Origin of the sequence: Pseudoduganella lutea (assembly GCF_004209755.1) — a bacterium.
In the GTDB taxonomy this organism is placed as follows: Bacteria; Pseudomonadota; Gammaproteobacteria; order Burkholderiales; family Burkholderiaceae_D; genus Rugamonas; species Rugamonas lutea.
Map to the genome: position 1 here is coordinate 4,576,470 of NZ_CP035913.1, position 17,483 is coordinate 4,593,952.

At 53.3% G+C, this 17,483-nt stretch carries 16 protein-coding genes and 2 pseudogenes; 9 read left to right on the top strand and 9 right to left on the bottom strand.

Annotation, left to right across the window (positions count from 1 at the left end; translation table 11 throughout):
* Positions 1–28: 28 nt before the first annotated feature.
* The 5 genes from EWM63_RS19445 (at position 29) to EWM63_RS19465 (ending at position 7,485) form a co-directional block, all read left to right on the top strand.
* The gene (locus EWM63_RS19445; RefSeq protein WP_130188016.1) at positions 29–1,492 is read left to right on the top strand and encodes a site-specific integrase; all 1,464 of its coding nucleotides are present in this window, start codon (positions 29–31) and stop codon (positions 1,490–1,492) included.
* The gene (locus EWM63_RS19450; protein WP_130188017.1) at positions 1,482–3,407 is read left to right on the top strand and encodes a hypothetical protein; all 1,926 of its coding nucleotides are present in this window, start codon (positions 1,482–1,484) and stop codon (positions 3,405–3,407) included. Before EWM63_RS19445 ends, EWM63_RS19450 begins: the two co-directional genes overlap by 11 nt.
* On the top strand, positions 3,404–5,440 hold the full coding sequence (locus EWM63_RS19455; protein WP_130188018.1) for a hypothetical protein: 2,037 nt from the start codon (positions 3,404–3,406) through the stop codon (positions 5,438–5,440). The genes EWM63_RS19450 and EWM63_RS19455 overlap by 4 nt, the downstream gene beginning before the upstream one ends.
* A complete protein-coding gene (locus EWM63_RS19460; protein ID WP_207221118.1) occupies positions 5,430–5,849 on the top strand; it encodes a hypothetical protein in 420 nt (139 codons plus the stop codon). Before EWM63_RS19455 ends, EWM63_RS19460 begins: the two co-directional genes overlap by 11 nt.
* A 724-nt stretch (positions 5,850–6,573) precedes the next feature.
* Positions 6,574–7,485, top strand: a complete 912-nt coding sequence (locus tag EWM63_RS19465) for an HNH endonuclease (RefSeq protein WP_130188019.1) — start codon at positions 6,574–6,576, stop codon at positions 7,483–7,485.
* Positions 7,486–7,717: 232 nt separating this feature from the next.
* Here EWM63_RS19465 and EWM63_RS19470 read toward each other — a convergent pair whose 3' ends face one another.
* The 9 genes from EWM63_RS19470 to EWM63_RS19510 form a co-directional block, all read right to left on the bottom strand.
* The gene (locus EWM63_RS19470) at positions 7,718–8,569 is read right to left on the bottom strand and encodes an HNH endonuclease (RefSeq protein WP_207221119.1); all 852 of its coding nucleotides are present in this window, start codon (positions 8,567–8,569) and stop codon (positions 7,718–7,720) included.
* Positions 8,570–8,772: 203 nt separating this feature from the next.
* Positions 8,773–9,018: a GNAT family N-acetyltransferase gene (locus tag EWM63_RS33055; protein WP_130188020.1), complete on the bottom strand. Its 246-nt coding sequence runs from the start codon at positions 9,016–9,018 to the stop codon at positions 8,773–8,775.
* Positions 8,990–9,355, bottom strand: coding sequence for a hypothetical protein (locus EWM63_RS19480; RefSeq protein ID WP_130188021.1), 366 nt, complete (start codon positions 9,353–9,355; stop codon positions 8,990–8,992). Before EWM63_RS19480 ends, EWM63_RS33055 begins: the two co-directional genes overlap by 29 nt.
* Complete coding sequence (locus tag EWM63_RS19485; RefSeq protein WP_130188022.1) at positions 9,352–9,711, bottom strand: hypothetical protein; 360 nt, start codon at positions 9,709–9,711, stop codon at positions 9,352–9,354. Before EWM63_RS19485 ends, EWM63_RS19480 begins: the two co-directional genes overlap by 4 nt.
* Before the next feature lie 114 nt (positions 9,712–9,825).
* Positions 9,826–10,146, bottom strand: coding sequence for a hypothetical protein (locus EWM63_RS19490; protein ID WP_130188023.1), 321 nt, complete (start codon positions 10,144–10,146; stop codon positions 9,826–9,828).
* Positions 10,147–10,257: 111 nt separating this feature from the next.
* A complete protein-coding gene (locus tag EWM63_RS19495) occupies positions 10,258–10,590 on the bottom strand; it encodes a DUF6968 family protein (RefSeq protein ID WP_130188024.1) in 333 nt (110 codons plus the stop codon).
* A 154-nt stretch (positions 10,591–10,744) separates the two neighbouring features.
* Positions 10,745–10,999: a hypothetical protein gene (locus tag EWM63_RS19500; protein ID WP_130188025.1), complete on the bottom strand. Its 255-nt coding sequence runs from the start codon at positions 10,997–10,999 to the stop codon at positions 10,745–10,747.
* A gap of 199 nt (positions 11,000–11,198) precedes the next feature.
* On the bottom strand, positions 11,199–11,693 hold the full coding sequence (locus EWM63_RS19505; protein ID WP_130188026.1) for a hypothetical protein: 495 nt from the start codon (positions 11,691–11,693) through the stop codon (positions 11,199–11,201).
* A 688-nt stretch (positions 11,694–12,381) separates the two neighbouring features.
* Positions 12,382–13,269: a LysR family transcriptional regulator gene (locus EWM63_RS19510; protein WP_130188027.1), complete on the bottom strand. Its 888-nt coding sequence runs from the start codon at positions 13,267–13,269 to the stop codon at positions 12,382–12,384.
* 102 nt (positions 13,270–13,371) lie between these two features.
* Here EWM63_RS19510 and EWM63_RS19515 point away from each other — a divergent pair, with 102 nt between their 5' ends.
* The 4 genes and pseudogenes from EWM63_RS19515 to EWM63_RS19530 form a co-directional block, all read left to right on the top strand.
* Complete coding sequence (locus EWM63_RS19515) at positions 13,372–14,160, top strand: SDR family NAD(P)-dependent oxidoreductase (protein WP_130188028.1); 789 nt, start codon at positions 13,372–13,374, stop codon at positions 14,158–14,160.
* Positions 14,157–14,807 carry a nitroreductase family protein gene (locus EWM63_RS19520; RefSeq protein ID WP_371861106.1) on the top strand — a complete coding sequence of 217 codons (651 nt, stop codon included), beginning with the start codon at positions 14,157–14,159 and terminating at the stop codon, positions 14,805–14,807. The genes EWM63_RS19515 and EWM63_RS19520 overlap by 4 nt, the downstream gene beginning before the upstream one ends.
* A 393-nt stretch (positions 14,808–15,200) precedes the next feature.
* A pseudogene (locus EWM63_RS19525) lies at positions 15,201–16,628 on the top strand (IS1182 family transposase); the annotation flags it as partial.
* Between the two features lie 305 nt (positions 16,629–16,933).
* Positions 16,934–17,230 (top strand): annotated as a pseudogene (locus EWM63_RS19530) (IS66 family transposase); the annotation flags it as partial.
* Between the last annotated feature and the right edge of the window lie 253 nt (positions 17,231–17,483).

Genomic DNA, 17,483 nt, shown 5'->3' on the forward strand with positions numbered 1-17,483 from the left:
GACAGCTTAGTTGATACGAGGAGCTGGCTTGGGAAAGCTGCGTCGAAAAATTGTAGTGCCTTCTTTTTGCTTAACCGAGGTATGCGTCGCAAATGACCCTCGCGCCGTTAAGCGATCGCTTGGACCTCGAGGTGATGAGCAGTTCGTTTATCACCTGCGTCCTGTTCTAGATTCTGTAGGAGGGGAGGCCGCACAGTTTAACCTGATGCCGATCATTCTAGACAGCCGCTCGGCCCCGTGGGATTTGGGCATGCAATTCCTGTTTGGGCGCCTGGAGGCCGAGACCAATCCGAACATGCTCACCATTCGATCTTTGGCGGATGACTTAAGTGCGTTCAGGTTCTGGATAGATGGACATGATGATCCGAATAGCCTTGTCATCTGTTTCCCCAAGATGAAGCTGCGACGGGTGACATACCGCTACCGTGGCGCGTTAAAGCAGTTGATCGAGGCGGGCGATATTGCCCCTTCCACCGCCAAACGGCGAATGGGCACTGTGGTTCAATTCTATCGATGGACGATAGAGGAAAACGTGTTCGCTCCTGAGAATGATCCTTGGGAAGAACGAACGTACAGCTTGTCCTTTAAGGGAAGCTTTGGAGCACAGTTCACGAAAAAGGTCCTAAGTACAGATCTCGCATTGCCGGCTTTGGCAAATATCGATCCGTTCGACGGGACGATTTACGATGAAGGCAAGTTGCGTCCGTTGTCCTTGGATGAGCAGAAATGGATTCTTCAAGCATCCAGTAGTTTAGGGAACCCCGAGATGTCGCTGTTGCTACTGGTGATGCTCCTCACCGGCGCAAGAATTCAGACGGCTTCAACGCTGCGCATCGGGCATTTTTCAAAGTATCCGGTTGCGTTGTCACAAGGTGTCAATGGGAACGGCTTGGTCTACAAGTTGAATGCAGGACCTGGAACAGGGATCGACACGAAGGGTGGAAAGCGCGGTGTCTTGCATTTCCCTGCGCCGCTTTATGAAGCGCTGCATATCTACAGTTCCTCCATCAGATCGCAGCGCCGACGCGCGCGATCTCCCGGCGGCGACCATGAGGGACAGTACCTCTTCTTAACCCAACAGGGTACCCCGTACTATGCGGCGAGGCGCGAATCGTACACCTTCGATCCAGATCTCAAGCGCAGATACCATCGAAACGGTGGAACAGTTCGTCAATTTTTGAAGGATCATCTGATCCCGTTTGTAAGAGCGAATTTCAAGCAAGATTTTTATTTCAAGCCGCACGACTTGCGTGCGTCTTTCGGCATGAACCAAACTGACATGCAGATGTCGCTTGTTCGTGACGGTCTTATCACCCTCAGCAAGGCACGCACAAATGTGATGGCACTGATGTGGCATTCTTCAACCGAAGTGACGGATAAGTATCTAAATTACCGGGAGCACATTGCAATGATCTATGCTGCCGTTAATGGCTATGGTGATCTTGTTCACGAATGGGTTGAGCAAGCCATGAAAGGGGTTCATGTCCCCTAGCGCCGCGACAGAACGTTTTACAAATCGTTCCTATTTTGTCCTTTCCCTACCGCTATTGGCTGCGGTTGAGGTGCTGCGAGTCGAGCAGGTCGTAATCGTTATCGATCGATTCCACATTGATTTCGGCGCCTTTTGTTTCACAAAAAGATCTGGTGAGCCGCGAAGACCTGGCCGGCCACGCGGCGTCGTCCTCGGCTCCTTGATCGCTGACCGCCGACCTCAGATTCAAACTGCAATCGAACTGCTGTCTTCGATGATGAGTGACGGCGCGATGCGTCCACGGACGGTCGAGGAACGCGCCAAGTTTTTCAAGGCTTTCATGGACTGGGCCGATCTGAACAATCATCACGCTTGCCTAAGTGGCGGCGACGCCACCCTTGCCGCTTTTCGGGGCTGGGCGCACCATGTTCACGAACGGCTTCGCCGTTTCGAAATTTCTCCCCGTACAGCGCGTTTGCTACAGCAACTGGTTTGCCAATTCTTAGAACTGATTACTGGTGTTGCGGGTCTCCATCGCGGGGTGCGTCTCGTCAGTGGAGTAGGGCAATCGTTCGGTACCGAGCCAGCACCGGAATACGAGTTCGGTAAGGTTGTCGCGTTGAGCCAAGCATTGTTCGATGGTCTTTCAGAGCTCGTCTTGGCGAATAAGCCGTTTCCGTTCAGGTTGGTGTTGCCCAGTTCGCTGGGATGGGAGGAGAACCATCTATGGTGTTTCCCCGCCAACCAATGGTGCCTTGCCCCCCAGTTGCAATCCGATCCTGCGGATCGGCGCCCGTCGAGGTATTTCGGCGCTTACAACTACCAACAGGGCCGCGTGTCGACTGTGTCCGAGATCGTGACACGATACCGCCGTGCCATTCCCTCCTCGGCCGAGCGTGGGTTACGCCAGGGCCAGGCGGTGCTAGATGCTGCAAATTCTAACTCTCGCCACAAAATCAGGTTGCAGCTGGCCGTCCTGGCGCAAGCTGCGTTTTTCTTTCTCTTTTTGGCAAACACCGGCTGCAATCTCGCTGTCTCTCGCGAGATCGAGACAGACGGCCTAGTCTCCCCGTCTGTTGAAAAGCAAAGCTACCGTAGCATTAAGTTCCGGGCAGGCGGCAAGGAAATTACTGTGGTGATCCCGATCGCTTTTCTTCCGTCGTTGCGCCGGTTTATGGAACTTCGAAAATTTCTACTTCAGGACACGCCTTATCCATTCCTGTTTTTTTCGGTGGGTAATTCCCGTCAGCGCGTTCCGTCCGGCCGGATCAATGAGGCAGTGTTGGTGAAATACTTCTCGGAGCTGCGAAGAATTTCCCCTACCATTCCTGTCATCATGTCCAGGGAAATACGCGCTACGGTTGAGGATTACTACCGGCGCAGGCACGATGGTTTTGTGAGCTCAAGCATCCTCGGGCGTTCTGAAGCATCGACAGATCGGAGCTATTTAGCTGGGTCACCTTTACATCATCATTCGGAGGTCTCGGATTTTTTGGTTGCTGTCTCTCAGCGGGCTCGCGAACAAAAAATAGTGAAGACGTCTGCTCAGCTCGCAGACGCCAACAGGCTTGAGGAGGGAGGGCGATGTTCGCTGCCAGACAACCCGATACCGCTCGCCGGGGGACCCGCGATGGCGGACTGTCGAAGCGGCTGCATTTTTTGTGCTAACCGGATCCTGGTAGCTAACGAAGAGGATACCCGCAAAATCGCAAGTGCAGCTTTCGTGATGGAACAGTTGATCGCTGGCCCACAATCAGAGGCGCAGTTTCGCCCTCAAATCCAGAAATGCGACGAAGATCTGGAAAGGATTTCTTCGTTCGATGGATGCGCCCCAATGGTGAAACGCGTTCGCCTTGACGTGTTTGAAAACGGAAACCTCACACCGTATTTCGCGGACAAATATTTGATGTTTCTAGAACTCGGTGTCTTGCAGTGAACTCACTAAATTCCCACCTAAGTCTCCCGCTTGAAGCGGTTGGGCCGGATCCTTGGCCCTTTGATCGCAACAATCAATTTCGCCTGGATCACGTGATTAGCCGAGGTAAAGATGGCATTCCGGTATCAACTGTCGGCGATTTCATCTGGGACTGGACTGCTTATGAGCCTCGCGGCCGGTCGGCAAAAATCTATTTTTTTTACTGGACGTCCGGGCACGCAAAGGTCGACCTGGGAGAGGTGTCTATAGCTCGCATCAAGCGTATGCGGGAACTACAGCAGCTTTTGCTTGTCCTGATCTATCGGCAGGATGAAGGCCGTTCGCTGGGGCCAGCAACGATCAAGACGTGGCTGCGAGGTTTAAAACACTTGGCTAGATTTGCAGAAGCACGAGAACTTGAGATCAAGGAGGTATTTTCGCAACGGGATGAACTCGATTCGTTCATTGCGACTGTTCCGGATTCGACGGCATCCACCATCGTCGCGTGGCTTAGCTTTTTGCATGAAAAGGTGTCCTATGAAGTGCTTGGGTTTCGACCAGCCATACCCCAGCGCTTGAAGGAGCTTAAAAGACGGTCACAGTCCGTCAGGGATTCGCTCAAGCAAACTCCACCTTTGCCATCGCGAGTTTATGCCTCAGTAATTGTTGCGCTCGCCGAGGAGATCGAATCCATAGAGCTTCACATGGAGCAGTTAATCAGTTTGTTGCGTGCCTCTATCAGGGAATACGGACGCTCGCGTAAAGAGGCCGATGGGTTCCTCGGCCCAGTGCTGATCTCTAGGTATGGACTGGAAGACTACTTTTCCCGTCGCGATATTCGGCAGAGTTTGTATGGAATCAGTTCGATTGTCGGTGAGGTTTTTCGAATTTGCAAGCTGCAAATACATGCTTTTAGTGGGATGAGGGACGCCGAGGCGCAATATCTGCCCTTTCACTGCATGACCAATGTTCCACAGCGCCATGGCAGAGCCCATTCACTCATTGAAGGTCTCACGACCAAGCTGGAGGGCGGTCGGCGGCGCCGAGCCAGATGGGTGACGACCGAAGAAGAAGGTTTTCGAGCCATTCGTATTGCACAGAAATTTGCTTCGGTTCTGTATGGATGCGTTGGAATCTCCCCCCGCTACGATGAAAGCGCTCGTGATGACCATCCACTGTTCATTTCTCCAGGCTATTTGCCATGGGCTCCTGGCGTGGTACTTCCAGCCGATGGTCGTGTTCACACGTGCAACTTAAACTTGGGACGTTTTACGGTACTCCGTGATCGAATTTGTCCGGTAATTGTCGAGCAAGATATTGCGGAGTTAGAGGAAATTGATCCTTTTCGCGCTTGGCGCGAAGGGAGTACTTATGCAATTGGAACTGTATGGCCGCTGAGGCCACATCAATTGCGTAGGTCCTTGGCCTTGTACGCGAATGCGTCAGGCCTCGTTCGTTTGTCGTCGCTCCGTCGACAGCTTCAGCATATAACCCGCGAGATGTCCCTGTACTATGCGCGCGGTAGTGCTTTCTCCATTAATTTTATCCAAGAGGATCCGCGTGGTTTCAGGCAGCACGTTGCCTTTGACTGGCAGAATGCGGCATCGGAGTCCCAGTATCTGGCTTTCGTTGTCGATGTAATGAATAGTACTGAGCCGCTGCATGGCCCCGCAGGAAAATTTTACGAAATGAAAAAAGGACGGGATGAAGTGATCACCCAACAAGTATTTTCTAGGGGCGTCAAATTAGGGAGGCTTTCCTACCGTTCAAGTCCCTTAGGCGGTTGTACCAATCCAGCTGTCTGCGAGACTTCGAAGGGGCTTCGGTTGGTTGATACAACGTGCGTGACAAATGCGTGCAAATACCTGGTGGGTAAACATTCCAAAATTGTAGAGGTCATTCGGCTGCAACGTGCTGCGTTGGGTCGCATGGATGTCACCTCCCTAACTTATCAATTTGAATTAGAAGATTTGCATGCGCTGGTTGCGGCAGAGGTAGCTTGGCAACCACCCGTTCTTAGCACCGAAGCATATAAGGAGTCGGATGATGTCTGAAATTCTTGCGGAATATTTTTCCGCTTTGGCTCGGCTTAAAGCTGGTTTTCCGGAACGAGTTGAGAAATCAGTACAGATCTCGAAAGATGCCGTGTCGTTAGAAGCGGGGCGGAAAAAAGGGACTATAAAAAAATCTCGCCCCATTTTCCGGGATCTCATAGTTGCGATTGATGCCGCAGCTGCCGAACAGTCGTATCATCAAAGGCACACAGACCAGCGACCGTTATTGAGGGAAGAGGTCGCTAAGTATCGGGAGCTGTGGGAGGAAGCCTTGAGCCGCGAGATCTCTTTGGTCAATCAACTTTGGCGTGAACGCCGTGAGTGGGCGCTTGAAAAACAAGCCTTGACGGGTAAGAAGATGTCTGTAATCCATTCTTTCCAGCGTCAAGACAGCGATGTACCTGAATAAATCTGTCTCTTTGTTGGCCGCAGCCTAACGGATTGCTTTCTTGTGTCGTCGAATACGATCGGCTGCGGTCGGCCGAAAGCAGCCGGTCGCAATTGCTCAGTGTACGAGCTTTGATGCTGCCTAGCCAAGCCTAGTGGGGCTTTCAGCTCGAACGCCGCCTTGTGGCAGACTTTATTAGTCTGTGTCTAACTTTATTGTTTTATGGCGGACTTTATTGTTCGTCCACACCAACTACCGGCCGGGTTCGGGGCGCCGATGGGCACCAGGTTGTTTTCCTAGACCCCTGTGGTGGTGGCACCAGTGCTCACGGATTTCGCGTGTACTTCTTCAACAGGCGCGTGTGACGGCATGCTAGGTACTTCTGACATCCGTAAATTCCTGGGCGGCGCGCTGCCCGCGTTTCACAGTCCGCAGTACCAGCTCTCCACTGCATTCCGGGCACGTAGTCGTGCTGCTATGGCGCAATTCCAGCGAGGCTAAGTGCTCGCGCTTGGTCTCGCGCGTCGACAGCCCAAAGAAGTTCTTTGGACGCATACCGGTCCGGATGACCTCAATGACTTCGTTCACCCACCAATAAAATTTGCAATTTGGCATCTTTTTGGTCTAATATTGACATGCTCGAGCTCTGTAGATGTGTGTGCATTCACCGAACAGACTTAATAAGGCTTTAATGTCAAGCTTGCATTGCGTTGATTAAACAAATCATATAGTCAAGGGGGGCTAAGTGGTTGAGGTATTTCTTGGTGTTTTATCGGTACTTATAGGTTACCAGATTTACGTTTCTTTCTACTTTGGCGGGAAGAAATTTTTAGATGTGAAAAATAGTGTTGCCATTTATACGAAAAACTGCAATGACCTTAATGAACATATCGAAGAGTTGAAATCGACTTATTCATATGTTCGGTCTATCAACTATGGCGATAGTCACTTACAAGATGATAGTCGATATAACATGAAAAGGCGAAAATGGAGTGAAAATAAGAACAGCACATGGGTGCATAACTGTTCATCTTCGGTTGTGAAGAATGCGAATAACCAGCCTTTCAAATATCTTTGTAAATATTTCGATATCAAGTCCGACGAAGAGCAGGTCTCCAAACTGGAGGAGGTATTGAATAATTTTTCCGCCGCGGAGCAAGGTAAGGTTCTGCTAAGTAACGAGCGAGATAGAATTGTTTCTGATATTAATAGTGAAATACCAACTCTTGTATCTATATTTAGTGGAAAGCGGCTAATTAAAGAATTGGGCTTTAGGGACATTGATTTAAGCGACTTGTATTTCCCGGTTTATACTTTTCAGTATGTATCCCCGGGCGGTAATAGCTCATCCAAATGTGTTATAAAGTTGGATTTGAGGAATCTGGAGGCGCTTTTATCATATCTTGGCGCGTTGGTAAAATTCAGAAAAAGTATTGCGGGGCAACGAGCTTTAATGACAGTGGCTCTGCGCGAAAGAATAAAAGCTAGAGATAACTTCACTTGCAAGTTATGCTCATTGTCATCTTCGACAGAAAGAAATCTCTTGCTCGAAATTGATCATATCATTCCTCTATCAAAGGGCGGGGTTACTTCGGAGGAAAATTTACAGACTTTGTGCTGGAAGTGTAATCGCACAAAGGGGGCGAAGATTCTGTAGGGCTCTTTTCTAGTATTGATCGGAGTCACGCTACCGTTTCCTTGATCAGCGAGATTCGTAGCACCAGATGCCCCGGTTTTGGCCGAAAGCCGCCGGTCGCGTTAGGATAGCAGGTTGCTTAGCGGGAGGAGGCACTCCAGTTGTCCCGTAGCACCTGTTCTCAATACTCAACAGTCTATTGGCCGGAAGTGTAAGCCATCTCCGAGTGTTCAGACATTACATCTTGGGCTCGTCACTCGGTCTCATCACGTCTTGCAATCGCCCATTGAGCACGTAACGCCTCAATAGATGGACAAAGATGAGCGGAGGGAGGCATGTGAAGTGATTCACCGTCCAATTGGCGATAAGTAGGATCTGTGATCGTAAGGCTAACCCAAACAGTAAGTTTTTCTGGGTTTATTGCGATCAAACCCAGATCCCATAAAGTGTGTATGTCGGCCCGCAAAAGCAACCCATTACTAACATCGTTAGTCGCGGGGCCGAGGTAAGGGGTGATATGCGCGGCTTCAAGAATCGGTAGCACCTCACAGCCAGTAATGGCACATCTCCCATGAAATGATTGGATCAGCTTCTTTCTGAATTTCGACTGGCCCCGTCGCTCCACCACGGAACGTAGCGATCGCTCCCGCGCGTCCTCTTGTCCTGATGGGTCAAATACGTTCGACCCTTCAGATTCGATGTCATTGATCTGCTCAACGTGCGGGCCATCTCCTCCAGTGTCGTTTTTTCCTTTCTGCCGAAGCTGAATTACTTTAAAGCCGCGTGCCCGCAGGTACGAATTGGCGGGCTCTCCACCATAAAAGGTATTTGTTGGCATGCCAGTTGCAAGCGAAATTATCATTTTGGGAGGATAAAGCCGACCATTGACTATGATTGCATGCAAATAATTTCGGTTCTGCTCCCAGCCAGAATATTCTGTTGAATCTCGCCAGACAGTATCGAATTCGTTGATTGCTTCTAAAACAGCGTCGGCACCAACGTCTATGATTTTCATCATTTTCCCGATCTTATAAATTTCAGTGACACCAGGAGTGACCCAAGCAGCACCGATGAGCGTAAAGGCTTGCTGAATACTAGATGTCAAGATACCACGGTAGCCCGTTGATCAGTTAAGGCTTAGCATAATGAGTCGAAGGGCCACTGTTGGCCGAACTCCGCCGTTCGCCGCGGCATGGTAGGTCGTCGAACCGGAAAAGTCACAGGCAGTCACGACACGCAGCTCCCGCCCCATTGCAGACGTTGACGGTGGACCTCTGGAAAACCGCTAGAAATCGATTTCTCTGCGAGTTACTGCAGCAGTATCTCCGCTACCATTTCTCCAAGCTCATCGATATCAGTTTCAACGAAGCCCAGCAAAGCGTAGAACCTGCGTGCGGTAGCATTATCAGGTTTGTAGCAAATAGTTATCCGGCGTGCATCTGCGAAATCTCGGATCTCCGCCAATAGCAACTCCATTGCACGGCGGCCTATCCCTTGGTTTTGACTAGGATAGTCCACCATAAGCCTATATTGCGTAGTGTCCCTGCTCGTCATTGCCAGTCACGTCGTACAAATCGAAGCCTGCTGGGCTGCCATCGCAGTAAATCGCGCGCGGCCGCCAGTCGGCGTAATAGTGCGCTTGTGCGATTGAAGAAGCATTACTGGCAAGGAACCGCGCCTGCTCTGGCGGCAGTTCCATGTCCATTAGGACTTCGAAATTATCGATAGTTACTGATTCCAACGTGACGTTCATGTACTTCCTCTTATTGTCATCAATCGTCGGATCGCCCAAAACTTTAGCCGATTCAAAATTGTGGCATGTCCGGTTCTGGCCGATCTCGGCCGTTCGGCTCTTCGGAGCGACCACCTTCTTATTAGTCGTCATGTTCATGCCTTGTCGTCTCTGGGCCATTCGACAATAACGGGCTGCTCTTTGTCTGTTGGCAGCTCCGTGCACAGGAGCTCGTCATCCGGCATTACCAAATACATGCCGCTTTCATCGGCCGGCCGAGGCCGCATGTTGGGTGGGCGCTGCTCTATCGAGGCCAACCAAATCGTGGCGCGGTCCAACGCGTCATCATAAGCAGCAGCGGCCGCTAGCTGCTTATCCTTGATGCTGGAGACAGGCGGGAACACCCGCCGCCCCAGCTCCTGACCATCCGCTAGTAGACGCAGCAGCCACCCGCTGCCTAGCGCGCTCGACTGCGGAGTGAGTTCGTAGTCATAATTTTCGATGCGTGTGCCCATGCCTTCTTCCTTTGTTAAGAGCGAGAGACCGTCACGAAAGGCAGGAATCGCCCCATAGCGGACATTCATGCTTCAGTGATCTGTGTGTGTCGCACAACTAGTTGTATCTGCAAATTACTGAGAAAAGAAGAAGATGATCGGAATGATTAGTAAACAAATTGAATATCCGATGGTTAGCCATTGCCATCGCTTAGGCGATTCCTTTTTCCTAAGCGCAGCATAGGTAAAGTAGATAACCCCTGAAACAAAACTTACAAGTGCTATCCCATATGCCGAAATTGACATGATCATTAATCCGAGCGCATTACCACCGGACGACTTTGCCTCGCTGTGGGCTATCATGATCTGGACGAATGTTGCAATGGCAAGTATCCACGGTACACTGCCGATGAGCATAAAAATTCCGAAACCATTCGCTACGCGGTTGCTTTGCATCTTTCAGTCCTAAAAAAAATTTCTCATTGTTCAGTATAAATTTTCTATGGACTGAATCGACAGTAATAACCAACTATTTTAGACTGCTTCCGCCCCATTGCGGATATGCTCCTATTCAAAACCCGAAGGCAAGCATTGCCCCCATTGCGGCAGGAGTTCATCGACATCGTCACTCTGACCATCCCAGAATTCAAAGTGCCAGCCGACCGATTTTCTGAATGCGAGTTCGAGCCAGACCATTTGCATGCCCGCTTGCAGAGCGCTCCATTCGTCTACACCCAAACCGCAGCGCTCATCCTTGAGAATATCGCCGAGGTAGAGGTCACAACGCCAGCTATGGTCCGCCTGTGGAACAGGCTGGTAGATACCTACTTTGACTTCAAACGGCTCCCGTCCCGGAGGGTAAGCTTTACAATCACGACCTATAAATAACTGAGACACCATATACCTCACTTAATTATCACTGGCTCGACGCCTTCTGGCCCGAAAACGGCCTTTGCAGCAGGATTGCAGGTTGCTAACACGAAAAATTCACAAACTGTCACAACCGGCAGCTTCCGCCCCATAGCGGACGCTCAAACTCGTAGAAGACTTATTCCTACAAGCGTGGCGGTGCGAGGTGCACTGTCTTGGACGTCACCACAACCTCGCCATCTAATACTAACTCTTCAATTCGCCGGCTTACTGTCGCGACATCGTTCTCAGTAGCACCGCCCTCGAATTGGATTTCAATGTTGACATAACCGTGACTTGTTGTGGAGTTAATTTCAGTTACGCCCGGAAGTTCGATTAGCGTGCGTTGCAACGGAGCAGCCACCTTTTGCATGACACGTTCCGACAATTGTTCACTCACGACGTATCGAACTGCTACAACTGCAAGCCCTGGCGGGTCCGCGTACGCGCTTGCGCCTCTCGCAAGCAGTGCCGTCGCCAATGTGAAGATCACACTTAATTGCATTGAATATCGCCTTTGATGATTGAAGGGACCTCCTTAAACGATTGTCCTAGGCAGCGCATGGCGGCTTGCGCCTCTGAGCGGACGTTATCAGTACTCACTCTACCTCTCCGAATACCAAATAAATATTTTCTTTAAGTTTAACTTTTGTAATTGTCGCTTTACGAGCAACTGCGCATTTTTTCGGGGTAAAGCCTTGTGGGAACATTAGTTTCTCACCTACCCCGCGGTCAATTTCGAATTGAGTCAAAAGAAATCTTTTTCGAGCTATTGAGAAATCGACTTTTTTAATGGCTGCTTCTGAAGCAATCATTAACGACCAATAGTTTTCCTTTGGCACATGCGCGATACTAGTGAGATATTTGTTAAAACGTTCGCTTTCGAGATCAACCTTCGAAAACTCCGATTGATATGGGTCAAGTACACATACTACTTCAGCTTCCGCATCAATGAAGTCATGGAGTGGAAAAATGGTATTTCTGAGTGAATCATCTTCGATAAAACCATATATCCCTTCCTCTTTTTTGGAGCTGCAGGCGGAGCTAAGCAATATCAATGCTACAAAAATGAAATAAAAATTAATATTGATCATTATAAGCCTCCAGATCGATGAATATTTATGGTAGATACGAAAGGCAACTTACGCTCCAAACCGGTCGTTCGTCTACGTTTCGTGCATTGAAGCACTTGGAGCAAAGGATAAATTTAATTTTATCGTCTCCATTGCCCAGGAATCTTCTTATCGGGCCAATGTGTTTCCACCATTTCCTTATTAACGCAAAATTCAGGATCAACAAAGCGACCAGATTGCAGCCCCCGACAGTCCCAAATCAATCTACCTCTGTGCGCAAATTGGTCCCAGGCGTAGTCATAGTCGACAAGCTCCTCTACTATAGGTACTTTTTTAGCGGCAGGATCTTCGCGGGACGCGACGGGTTTTGCTATGTCTTGACAGAATCCAACAGACGAGGACAGTGTTGAAAGAAGTAATATAAGAGAAGAAATTTTCATTTTTGTACTTGACCAGTTTGTAAAACTATAACCGTCAATGAACTTACTCAAGGTCCGCTTGTGGCCGATTCCAGCCGGTCGAGCTAGCATACCATGTTGCCAAGCTGAAAACTTTGGAACTGCCACGACAGGCGGCTCTCGCCTCAAAGCAGACATCGACACATTTCGGCCAATCTAAGGCAACTAGTCATCGATGCCTGGCGATGAAGTATCTATGCGATCCATCAATGCCAGGACGTGATATTTATCAGAAAACAATAATAGCAAGGTCATTCGGGCCTGTTCAGCGCCTCAGCCAGGAAGTCCACCAGTGCCGCCACGCGCCGGTGCGGCAGGCCGCCGGGTTGCACGGCATACAGGTCGATCCCGTCCACCCTAAATTCGTCCAGCGCCGTTTCCAGCCTGCCCGCAGCGATGTCATTGTGCACGTCCCACGCGTTCTTGAACGTGATGCCCAGCCCCGCCAGGGCCCATTCCCGGACTACGTCCCCATCACTGGCCTGCCGGTCGCCGGAGACCTTAACGGTGAATCGCCGCGTGCCTTCCTGGAACGACCAGGCCGCAATCGGTGCGCCGGGCCGGGCCAGCACGAGGCAATTGTGCCCGGCCAGCTCGTCCGGATGGGCAGGCTTGCCCGCCCTGGCCCAATAGGCGGGCGACGCGCAGGCCAGCCGCCCGCCGCGCAATAGCAGGCGCGCGCGCAGCCCCGAATCCGGCAAGGGCCCGGACCGCAGGGCGAGATCGATCCGCTCGTCGACCAGGTCGACCGCGATGTCGCTCAGCAGCAGCGTCATGTGGATACCGGGATGGCGCTCCTGGAAAGCATCCAGCAACGGGCGCAACCGGATGCGGCCGAAATCGTTCGTCGCCGACACGCGGATCGGTCCCGCCAACGGCCCGTCCTGCCGCAGGCTGCCCAGCGCCGCATCCCACTCGGCCACGATGCGGCGCGCATCGGCCAGCAGCGTTTCTCCTTCGAAGGTGAGTACCAGGCGCCGCGTCGAACGGACCATCAGCCGGGCACCGGTCTCCTGTTCGAGCTGGCCGACCGCCAGCGTCACGGTGGACGTGGCAATCGTGCGTTGCCGTGCCACGGCGGAAAAACTGCCGGCTTCCGCGACATCGACAAAGAGGCGCAACGCATCGATACGGTCCATCTTTCGATTTCCTCGAAAAGCGATTTGTAAACAGCCCCGATTATCGCGCTGGCAGTCCGTAAATATACTCGTGACAGTTCATTCACTTCAGGAGGATTTCCCATGCAGATCAATTTCGCAGGGCGCACCGTGCTGGTCACCGGTTCCACCGCGGGCATCGGCTTCGCCACCGCCCGCGCCTTTCTCGCGGCGGGAGCGCGCGTGATCGTCAACGGGCGCAGCCAGCAAGGTGTCGATGACGCGGTCGCGCGGCTGGGCGGGCCGCAGGCATCCGTGTCCGGCTTTGCCGGCGACCTCGCCACGGCATCCGGCTGCGCGCAACTGACGGCCGCTTATCCGGACGTCGACATCCTCGTCAACAACCTGGGGATCTTCGGCCCGCAGGATTTCTTCGACACGCCCGACAGCGAATGGGACCGCTTCTTCCAGACGAACGTGATGTCCGGCGTGCGCCTGGCGAAGGCCTACGCGCAAGGGATGGTTGCCCGCGGCTGGGGGCGCATCGTGTTCATTTCGTCAGAATCGGCGCTGAACATCCCGGCCGACATGATCCATTACGGCTTTACCAAGACGGCGCAGCTGGCCGTATCGCGGGGTCTGGCCAAGCGGCTGGCCGGCACGGGCGTGACCGTCAACGCCGTGCTGCCCGGCCCCACGCTGTCGGACGGCGTGGCGGGCATGCTGCAGGCCGACGTGCAGCGCACCGGCGACAGTCTCGAGAAAGTCGCGGCGGACTTCGTGGCGCAGCACCGCGGTTCGTCGATCCTGCGCCGTGCCGCCACGGTCGATGAAGTGGCCAGCATGGTGCTGTATGCCAGCTCCGCGCAGGCATCGGCCACCACGGGCGCCGCGCTGCGGGTCGACGGTGGCGTCGTCGATTATCTCGTTTGAATACCTCCAACACTTTCGGAAAGCGCACCATGACCCACCCAGTACTCCAGGCGATCACCGAGCGCCGCACAACGAACCTGTTCGATCCTGCGCGCGATATCGCCGTGACGCAGATCGGCGAACTGGTGCACCTTGCCACCAGGGCGCCCACTTCCTTCAACCTGCAGAACTGGCGCTTCATTGCCGTTCATGAACGCGCCTCCAAGGTGCGGCTGCGCAAGCTGGCATGGGACCAGGCCAAGGTCGTCGACGCAGCCGTGACATTCATCGTTTGCGGCCAACTGGCCGACGAACGTACGCTGCCGCTACGCCTGCAGCCGGTGGTCGATGCCGGTATCATGCCTGCCGAGATGGTGCCCGGCTGGGAAGGTGCCGCCCGGAGCCTCTACAACGGCCAACCCCAGCGTCAGCGCGACGAGGCGATCCGCTCGGCGACGCTGGGCGCCGCCACATTGATGCACGCGGCCCAAGCGATGGGCCTCGGTTCCGCGCCGATGATCGGCTTCGACGCGGGTGCTGTTGCCAGCGAATTCAATCTTGCGGTTTACGAGATCCCAGTAATGCTGGTCGCTGTCGGTTACGCGTTGCCGGAAAACTGGCCGCAGAAGCCACGTCGGCCGCTGGACGAGGTGCTTGAACTGGCTTGAGATGCGGTAATGCCCTGGAACGCCTACTTTGCTTTCGGCTTCGTATAGGTCTTCCAGCTATCGAGCACCGGCAACGCCCTTCGAAATCGAACAGCGTTGCATTCGACACCACGTTGGCGCCGGACGTACCGTTCTCCTACACGGCCCAGCCGACGCCCGGCGTTTCGATCATCAGCGGAGCACAGCACGCCGATCACGTGCGGGGCGCCGTTATTTCCGCTAGCAGCTCGTCCATAGGCTAAAGTTTTGCAGCTTCGCGCATGGTGAAATTTTGGTAGGTGCTAACGAATTTTGTGTGTCCGCTTCTGGCCCAGGCTGTGTAAAAACGCCGGACGTGTAAACGAAACCAGTTCGGTAAACGTTGGGTGAGTATCTCATCAACCGGGGTGCAAGATGAAGCGCTTCATCGAAGGCGAAGACCGAGGACAGGGGACATTGCTGCCTGAGCTACTGGACGACTACGTGGCCGAGAACAATCCGGTTCGCGTGGTCGATGTATTTGTAGAAGAACTCGACTTGGGAAAACTCGGCTTCGGGCGTGTGCAGCCGGCCAGGACGGGACGGCCGTCTTACCATCCAGCAGTACTGCTCAAGCTCTACATCTACGACTACCTCAACCGCATTCAGTCGAGCCGGCGGCTTGAGCGTGAAGCGCAGCGTAATGTGGAACTAATGTGGCTGACGGGGCGGCTGACGCCGGACTTCAAAACGATTGCCAACTTCCGAAAGGACAACGGCAAGGCGATTCGCAATGTCTGCCGGCAGTTCATCGTACTGTGCCAACAACTGGACCTGTTCGCCGATGCAATGGTCGCAATTGACGGCAGCAAGTTCAAGGCAGTCAACAGCAGTGATCGCAATTTCACGCAGGCCAAGCTCAAGCGCAGGATGGAAGAGATCGAGGCCAACATCGGTCGCTACCTGGCAGACCTGGACACGGCTGACAGGCAGGAACCGGCGACGAAACAAGCGCGCAGCACCCGGCTGAACGACAAGATTGCGGCGATGAAGTCGCAGATGGCTGTCCTCAAGGAAATCGAAGCGAAGCTGGAAGCGACTGGCGAAACGCAGATCTCGCTGACCGATCCGGATGCCCGTTCAATGATGACGCGAGGCTCGGGCATCGTCGGGTACAACGTCCAGACCGCGGTCGACGCCAAGCACCACCTGATCGTCGAGCACGAGGTAACCAATATCGGCAGCGACCGCGATCAACTGTCAGGGATGGCCAAGAAGGCCCGCACTGCAATCGGGACCACCACGCTAACTGCGATCGCTGATCGCGGCTACTTCAAAGGCGAGGAAGTCCTGGCATGCAGCCAAGCCGGCATCACTGCAGTAGTGCCAGCGACAAAGACGTCCAATGCCAAGGCCGACGGGCGATTCGACAAAGCCGATTTCGTCTACGATCGGGAAATGAACGAGTACCGCTGCCCGGCTGGTCAATCCCTGATCTGGCGATTTTCCGGCGTTGAAAAGGGCATGACGCTTCATCGCTACTGGAGCTCGAACTGTAAGGGTTGCCCGCTCAAGGATAAGTGCACGCCGAGCCAGGAGCGCCGGGTGACGCGCTGGGAACACCAGGACGTGCTTGACGACATGCAGGAGCGTCTTGAACAAAATCCGGACGCCATGCGAATCCGGCGTTGCTCGGTCGAGCATCCCTTCGGGACGATCAAGTCCTGGATGGGCGCCACGCATTTCCTGACAAAAGGCCTCGAGCGTGTGAAGGCCGAGATGAGCCTGCACGTGCTCGCCTATAACCTGAAGCGCTTGATGACGTTACTTGGTGTCGATGGCATGATCGAAGCAGTCAGGGCATATGCCCTTTTACGGGCATTACAACGTGCGTTTGCAGCGGTTACCCTACTGGTCCAGTCGCCGAACTCGAAAGATGCGAACAGCGCACGTAGCGCCCCTTCAAACCGCAGAAATGCAGCGGCCGGATGCAGACTGATCACATCTATCCATTTCTGAGTTTTTACACAGCCTGGGCCGAAAGCGGCCAGTCGCAGGCTCACTGTACATGAGCCTGCCTGCTGCCGCTACCATGAAGATGGCGGCAGGCAGGGGCCGCTCCGACCAACTTCATTCGCGCTAGTCAACCGTGCCGCACGTAAGCAGCAAGCGAACCCATGTTAGACGACCTAGAGCGCTGGCTGCATGCCACGCTCGCCAGGCTGTCGCGTAAATCCGATACGGCAACGGCAATCCTGTACGCCGTCGAGCTGTGGCCAGCCCTGACTCGCTATGCCGACGATGGCCGCATTGAGATCGACAACTCGGCCGCCGAACGGGCGCTGCGCGGCATCGCCCTAGGCCGACAAAACTACCTGTTTGCCGGTGCTGACAGCGGTGGCGAACGCGCTGCCGCCATGTATGGGCTGATCGGAATGGCCAAGCTGAACGGCATCGACCCCGAAAACTGCCTGACATGAGGCTGGTCTATGTTGCCGACCGTGAGGTCGACATGCTCTCGCTTACCCAGTTCTCACATCTATTGCGTAAAAAGCGTGAGCACTTTAGCAAGTCCTAGGAGACCTATAGAGCCTTTTAGTAGAGTGCCGGATGTTACCAAAGAGCAGAAGCGAAAACAGGAACGCATCGTGCTAGAAGGTAAACACAATAAATCTAACCGCACGGAAACATGTTCTTCTTGGGTTTGTAGCGCTAATC